This is a genomic window from Microcystis sp. LEGE 00066 (genome assembly GCF_015207925.1).
Lineage (GTDB): Bacteria > Cyanobacteriota > Cyanobacteriia > Cyanobacteriales > Microcystaceae > Microcystis > Microcystis ichthyoblabe_A.
The window spans coordinates 1-6,579 of record NZ_JADEVX010000209.1; the positions used below are offsets into that span (position 1 = coordinate 1).

Sequence of the window (6,579 nt, forward strand, 5' to 3'; positions counted from 1 at the left end):
GTTCTATGTTAAGATGTTGGGAGCTTCGTTTTTGGGTCTGATTTGTTTTTGTTAATGATCAGACAGTACCTGATGAGCCTTTCTTTGTCAACTCTTGAGGTTGATGCGTTTCATTTTTGAATTGGCGATATTCCTGAGAACAAAGTCTATGTTTCGGGATGGGCGCAACCGCATCAAGATAGTCAAAAAGATATTAAGCGATACCGACAAACCTTGATCGGTGAATTACAAAAAAGAATGTCACTAGGAGAAGTCTCTGACAACTATACCTTAGCTTATACTTTAAGAACCAAAACAGGAATTAGTGGCGGTCCTGTCTTTAATAGTCAAGGAGAATTAATCGGTATTCATGGCAAAGGTTCTGGAAAAGGCATAGGTGAAGGCTTAACTTATGCCATTGATATTAAGCAATTTACTGATTTAGTTTCTTCAAGTGATATTGGCAAAAAGCTGAATTTTGTAGTTAGTCTACCTCAACCTCTCGATCCGTTAGCTATGAATTTTGGCAAAAACTATAAAAATTCAGGGGATAACATGACTGAGAAAGAACGAAGACAATTTGTCATTTCTGATATTCTGCGCGATGACCCAAGAAGAAAAAGTGTCGAATACTTAGCAGATAAATATGGATGCTTAACTTTCTATGAAGGTGGTGCAATTGCTGCAGGACTAACCAATGTAAGAGGACAATTCTCAATGGATTTGAATTCCTGTATGAATGCGTATGAAAGGTTCATACAAGCAAATGTTGCCGCACAGCAAGAAAAGATGGATAAGCTCAAAAAACAGATTCAAAGCTTAGAGCAAAAACTTTCAGAATGGAAGTAATAATTAAGTTTCAACTTATCTAGCTAGATAGCGTCGCTAACACGCTTTTTGATGGATTTTTGTATCGGCAAGATTTGCTTATATTTGAGATAATTGCTAGAGAATGACTCTCGAATAATTGCCAGTAAAACTTAGATAGGGTTAAGAGACAGTAGGACAAGGAATAGAAAAAATAATATCTAGTTTTGGCACAGAACCGGGTATTCATAATGATTATTTATCATTAAACCTCTTGCATAATTAATTTTTGAGGGTTCAAAAACGGTAAAAATAAGGATTCAATTGCATAAAATTCTTAAATAGACCATTTAATTGATTAATGCTCATTCTTAATTCTCCTGACTACTGGCTCCTGACTCCTGACTCCTAACCCTAACAACAATTTTTGATTTTTACAAGAGGTCTATTTACCCCCGACCAACTCAAAAAAACCCCGGCTGACTTTCCCGATCGCTGCCGTCTGTGAGACAATCGATCGAGTGTTATCCTAAACTCTGCCAATTTTCATGTCCGACGACGCTACTATTCGCACTGCTGTACAACGTCTCTACAATACCTATCCTTTCCCCCCCGAACCGCTCCTAGATGAACCTCCTCCCGGTTACAATTGGCGCTGGAATTGGATTGCTGCCTATAACTTTTGTTGTCATCGTAAACCCGAACGAGAGGATATCCGCATTCTCGATGCGGGTTGTGGTACTGGTGCGGGAACCGAATATCTGCTCGCGCTCAACCCTTTTGCTAATATAGTCGCTATAGATATCAGCGAAAAAGCCCTAGAAATTGCCAAAGAACGCTGTAATCGTTCGGGAGTCGCACCAAAACACCGAGGTTCTCTGGATTTTCACCATTTACCCCTTGAATCCGCCACTAATCTCCCAGGAGAATTTGATTTAATTAACTGCGTCGGGGTGCTGCACCATCTCCCAGACCCGATTAAAGGGATTCAATCCCTCGCGCAAAAACTGGCCCCCGGTGGTCTGCTGCATATTTTCGTCTATGCACAATTGGGACGCTGGGAAATCCAGTTAATGCAATCTGCGATCGCACTTTTACAGGGAGACCGGCGCGGGGATTATAAAGATGGGGTCGCTGTCGGCCGAGAGATTTTTGCTTCACTACCGGAAAATAATCGCATTTTGAAACGGGAAAAAGAGCGTTGGTCAATGGAAAATCATCGCGATGAATCCTTCGCTGATATGTACGTTCACCCCCGGGAAGTGGACTACAATATCGATACCCTTTTTCAACTGATTGATGCGTCAGGATTAGCCTTTATTGGCTTTTCTAACCCTTCCTACTGGCAATTAGAGCGTTTATTGGGTAAATCCCCCGAATTGATGGCTAGAGCGCAAAATTTAGGGGAAAGGGAACGTTATCGCTTGACGGAATTATTAGATCCGGAAATCACCCACTATGAATTTTTCCTCGCTAAACCACCGATTCTGACTGCCGATTGGTCCCGGGATCAAGTCCTAGAGAATGCAGTGGCCGAAGTTCATCCCTGTCTTTATGGTTGGCCTAGTGCAAGTGTTCTAGATTACGATTATCGGCCAGTTAATCTCTCGGAGAGAGAATTTGATTTTCTACAAGCTTGCGATGGTCGTTTAAGCGTGAGAGCAATCGATGCTCAAGTTGGTTTAGGATTAACTGGTGTGCGTTCTTTACAACAGCGCCAACTACTGATTTTAAGTTAGGGAAAACTTGGGGATGTTAGAGATAGCGTCCCTTGGCAATCGGCAACTTTTAAACTAACTGGGCTAAATCTTGCCAAAAATTCTTGTTTCTTAACAATTATCCCCCTCTCTCCCCATAGTTTCAGCCCCAGAAATGACTAGGGCTGAATTATAATAGTTATATAGAGTGGACAAGGCTGATAAATTTCTGATTGGTCCGATTTTTACCCAGATCGGCAAACGGGAGTTTAGTCATTATCCCAAGATTCCGAGGCGATTAAGTCACCAATTTGATCCCTGAGAAGGTAGTCACACCGTTCTAGTTCACATTCAACACAAACCCACTCCCGAGGGGGAATGAACTGACAGAGGGTGTAGATCGGTTGGTGTCTGCTCACTACCCCCTGTTCTACCATCTGACGGACTTCGTCCTTAATCATCCTGATAGAGTAAGCGGTGGGAGCGGTGGAGAAAGTTATGGCACTCATGGGAGATTTCCTGCAAGATCTACAAAAAAGTCTTATCAATAACTATACTCTAACCTATAAGGGGACAAAAGAGATTTTTTGCTGTATCGAGGATGACAATTTTTTATATATAGCGAAACCCTCTCCCCTCGCCAGTTTAGGCTTAGGTTAAGAAAAGTTAAATTCATCGGCTAAAAGCTGTCGAGTCCCCTTATGTCGAATCGGCTTTTTTAGCCGTCAGGAGTCAGGAGTCAGGAGTCAGGAGTCAGGAGTCAGGAGTCAGGAGTCAGCAGTTAGCTTTTTCTCCCTACTCCTCTCTCACCACTTCCCACTTCCCGCTTAAGCTAATAAATGGGGAATAAAAATAAAAGCCGCTACGAGTAAAGCGGCGATCGAGGCGATTAAAACGGCACCGGCGGCACAATCTTTCGCTATTTTGGCTAAATCATGGTAGGATTGCCCCACCGTCAGATCTACCACTGATTCTAGGGCAGTGTTAATTAATTCTAAGACCATCACCAGAGCGCAGGTAAGGGTGACAATCGCCATTTCCATAGCATTAACCCGCAAAAATAAGCCCCAACTAATCGCTACTAGGGTCATCAGGGTGTGAATGCGAAAATTTCTTTGACTAACAAAAGCATAACGGACTCCGGCCCAAGCGTAGCGAAAACTGACTAACAGATTCGAGGCGACTTGCCAAGCGTATTCTCTTTGACTGGGATTGTTGCCCTCACTCACCTGTCCCGATCGAGGGATAAAATTATTGTTGAGATAGGGATTAGATAGGCTGGTAGATTGGTTGGCTTGATGATAATTTGTCTTCATATTCCTCAATAATGCTTGACAAAAATAACTAACTATGTATCGGCATTTCGACGGTTTTTAACAAAGTTTCCTGTAAAGATAGCATTTCTAACAGACTTGTTTCATCGGGATGGTCCCAACCCAAAAGATGTAAACAAGCGTGGGCAGTTAACCAGGCTAATTCTCGCACCAAAGAATGATTTTGTGTTAAAGCCTGTTGTTGTGCTGTCTCCACAGAGATGATAATATCCCCCAAATATAAAGGTTCTGTCTCTAAAATGCGCTCATCCACTGGGAAATCCACTTCCAGAGCGGCAAAAGCGAGAACATCCGTCGGTTGATCTTTGTGGCGATATTGGGAATTATAGGTCTGAATTTCTCGATCGTCTGTTAAACGCAAACTTAGTTCATAACCGGCGGCAAGGGGGAGATAATCCGATAGATAGCCTAACCATGTTTCTAACCAATAGTGCCAAGTTTCACCATCCACAGGACTATTTCCGGGATCAAAATAATTATCCTGTAGGCACAAATCCACCCCTAGGGGTAAAGTCTCAGTCACCAGATTTCACCCTAGGGACGCGTCAGATAGGAAATACCGACAAAAAAGCCTAATAGGGCTGCTGTAGTCAAAAAAAAGTGTTTTAACGAGACGCCTTTTTTCTTGACCATATTCCGCATCGCCAGCTTAACGTAACTGGGCTGCGCTTCGGTGGCCGTTTCTACTGCGGGGTCAGTGGTGCTAACAGGTTCAGTCATCAGTAATTCCCCAGACAAGGATTGATCGCTATAAGTGTAACAGATTATTAAAAAAGTGCAAAAAAAAATTCAATTATGGGAAAAACTGTTCCCCGTCCGGGATAGTCAAAACCGCTCAACTCCCCCACACCCCACACCCCAGCAGTTAACCCATGTCTTCCCACGATACCGAAAGCATCCGGACTATTTTTCAGAAAATTTGGGGCTATGATAGCTTTCGCTTTCCCCAACAGGAGATTATCGAGACAATTCTAGCGGCAAAGGATGCCCTAATTGTCATGCCCACGGGATTTGGTAAATCTATCTGTTTTCAACTGCCCGCTTTATTAAAAACCGGCTTAACCCTAGTGATTTCTCCCCTGGTTGCCCTAATGGAAAATCAGGTGGAGGAATTATTAGCCAAAAAACTACCCGTCGCCCTGATTCATAACGAAATCCCCCGACAACAGAGAAAGAAAACCTTAGCATCGATCGCAGATCAAACCCTGCGACTTCTCTATCTTTCCCCAGAAACCCTCTTAAGTCCGCCCCTCTGGTCAAAATTAACCCTTCCCCACGTTAAAATTAACGCTCTCATCCTCGACGAGGCCCATTGTTTAACCCAGTGGGGCGATAATTTTCGTCCTGCTTACCGTCGTCTTGGGGCCGTCCGTCCCGCTCTTCTACAATCAAAACCGGCCGGCAGCCAAATAGCGATCGCTGCTTTTACCGCCACCGCTAACCCCGCCACCCGTGAGACTCTCACCCGCGTCTTACAACTAGAAAAACCGCAGCTTTTCTTAATAAATCCTTACCGTCAAAACCTTGACTTAAGCACCAAAATATGTATTAGCCCCGGTTGTCGTCGTCATCAACTATTAAACTTCCTCACCGGTCAACCTCGACAATCCGGCCTGATCTATACTCGTTCCCGTCGCCATAGTGAAAATTTAGCGGCATGGTTGCAATCTCTCCATTATCGCACCAGCGCCTATCATGCCGGTTTATCGCCCTTTCAGCGTCGGGAAATAGAACAAAATTGGCTGCGGGGGGATTTAACTTTTGTTGTCTGTACCTCAGCTTTTGGCATGGGTATCAATAAACCCGATGTGCGTTGGGTTGTCCACTACCAACCCCCAGCTTTACTATCGGAATACCTACAGGAAATCGGCCGCGGTGGTCGCGATGGGGGTAAAATGCAGGCTCTCACCTTAATTAGTGAACCGACGGGATGGTTAGATAATAGCGATAAAAACCAGCAAAAATTCTTTAACTCCCAACAGGAGCGCCAATACCGACAAGCTTGGCAAATTTTAGCCCAAATTCCCCTAGAGGGCAAAGTAGAGGCGATTAGTGCCGAATTTCCCGATGGTGCGCTCATTCTCTCCCTTTTACACAGTCTAGATCGCCTAGAATGGCTCGATCCTTTTCATTATCGGCTTATTTATCGCCATAATTCAGCTAAGATGACTTTTAAACCCAGAAATGAGATATTTCCCTATCTCTATACCCGTCGCTGTCGTTGGCACTTTCTCTTAAATGCCTTTGGTTTTCAGGAAAATGCCGATAATTTTCGCTGTGGTCATTGTGATAATTGTCGTCGCAATCGACCTCTGGTAAGCTAGGGAGCGCCAGAGCAGGGAGAGCAGAGCTTTTGTACTAAATTTTCCTGTCTTTTTTCTCCTCCTGTCTGGGATTCTCCTCAGCTAAGGTCAGATTTTTGATTTTTGCAGGGGATCTATAGCGGTTTTCCCAGAAGTGAGTCCCGATTGAATCTATCAAGGGATTTACCATACCTTACCTGACAGGGGGACAAGACATCTCAAAGCGTTGTCCACAAAGGTTTTTAGGCTCCTCAGTTACAAATAGATACATCCCTTTCAGCCAAAAAGCTAACGAGAGAATCAGGGATTTGGGCGAGCTTATTAGAAATCTTGGCGTTGCTGATTTAGGGTATGATTGAGGAGGAAGGCGATCACCCAAAAATACCCATTATCAAACTCAGAAATTATGCAATGTCCTGAATGTCAATCCAATCATATCAATAAAAATGGTCATAAAAA

At 43.6% G+C, this 6,579-nt stretch carries 8 protein-coding genes; 4 read left to right on the forward strand and 4 right to left on the reverse strand.

Translation table 11 applies throughout. From position 1 onward, the window contains the following. The first annotated feature begins 129 nt into the window (after nucleotides 1–129). Both IQ224_RS20220 and IQ224_RS20225 read left to right on the forward strand, forming a co-directional pair. Nucleotides 130–828, forward strand: coding sequence for a trypsin-like serine protease (locus tag IQ224_RS20220; protein WP_370583157.1), 699 nt, complete (start codon nucleotides 130–132; stop codon nucleotides 826–828). A gap of 506 nt (nucleotides 829–1,334) precedes the next feature. Next, the gene (locus IQ224_RS20225) at nucleotides 1,335–2,525 is read left to right on the forward strand and encodes a bifunctional 2-polyprenyl-6-hydroxyphenol methylase/3-demethylubiquinol 3-O-methyltransferase UbiG (RefSeq protein ID WP_002747059.1); all 1,191 of its coding nucleotides are present in this window, start codon (nucleotides 1,335–1,337) and stop codon (nucleotides 2,523–2,525) included. Nucleotides 2,526–2,752: 227 nt separating this feature from the next. On the opposite strand, the gene IQ224_RS20230 is transcribed toward IQ224_RS20225, so the two are convergent. Continuing rightward, nucleotides 2,753–2,992 carry a DUF4327 family protein gene (locus IQ224_RS20230; protein ID WP_002738935.1) on the reverse strand — a complete coding sequence of 80 codons (240 nt, stop codon included), beginning with the start codon at nucleotides 2,990–2,992 and terminating at the stop codon, nucleotides 2,753–2,755. On the opposite strand from IQ224_RS20230, the gene IQ224_RS20235 reads away from it, so the two are divergent. Beyond that, nucleotides 2,982–3,143 carry a hypothetical protein gene (locus IQ224_RS20235; protein WP_002752946.1) on the forward strand — a complete coding sequence of 54 codons (162 nt, stop codon included), beginning with the start codon at nucleotides 2,982–2,984 and terminating at the stop codon, nucleotides 3,141–3,143. The genes IQ224_RS20230 and IQ224_RS20235 overlap by 11 nt on opposite strands. 167 nt (nucleotides 3,144–3,310) lie before the next feature. Here IQ224_RS20235 and IQ224_RS20240 read toward each other — a convergent pair whose 3' ends face one another. Genes IQ224_RS20240 through IQ224_RS20250 form a run of 3 tightly spaced genes read right to left on the reverse strand, consistent with a single transcriptional unit; the run spans nucleotide 3,311 to nucleotide 4,537 of the window. Beyond that, nucleotides 3,311–3,799 carry a diacylglycerol kinase family protein gene (locus IQ224_RS20240; RefSeq protein ID WP_194033420.1) on the reverse strand — a complete coding sequence of 163 codons (489 nt, stop codon included), beginning with the start codon at nucleotides 3,797–3,799 and terminating at the stop codon, nucleotides 3,311–3,313. 28 nt (nucleotides 3,800–3,827) lie between these two features. Continuing rightward, nucleotides 3,828–4,340, reverse strand: a complete 513-nt coding sequence (gene ybeY, locus IQ224_RS20245) for an rRNA maturation RNase YbeY (protein ID WP_194033421.1) — start codon at nucleotides 4,338–4,340, stop codon at nucleotides 3,828–3,830. Between the two features lie 11 nt (nucleotides 4,341–4,351). Then, on the reverse strand, nucleotides 4,352–4,537 hold the full coding sequence (locus IQ224_RS20250; RefSeq protein WP_002752941.1) for a DUF3285 domain-containing protein: 186 nt from the start codon (nucleotides 4,535–4,537) through the stop codon (nucleotides 4,352–4,354). 152 nt (nucleotides 4,538–4,689) lie between these two features. Between IQ224_RS20250 and IQ224_RS20255 the strand changes: the two genes are divergently transcribed. Further along, nucleotides 4,690–6,141 (forward strand): ATP-dependent DNA helicase RecQ, encoded by a 1,452-nt coding sequence (locus IQ224_RS20255; protein ID WP_194033422.1) that lies wholly within the window; start codon nucleotides 4,690–4,692, stop codon nucleotides 6,139–6,141. The last annotated feature ends 438 nt before the right edge of the window (nucleotides 6,142–6,579 follow it).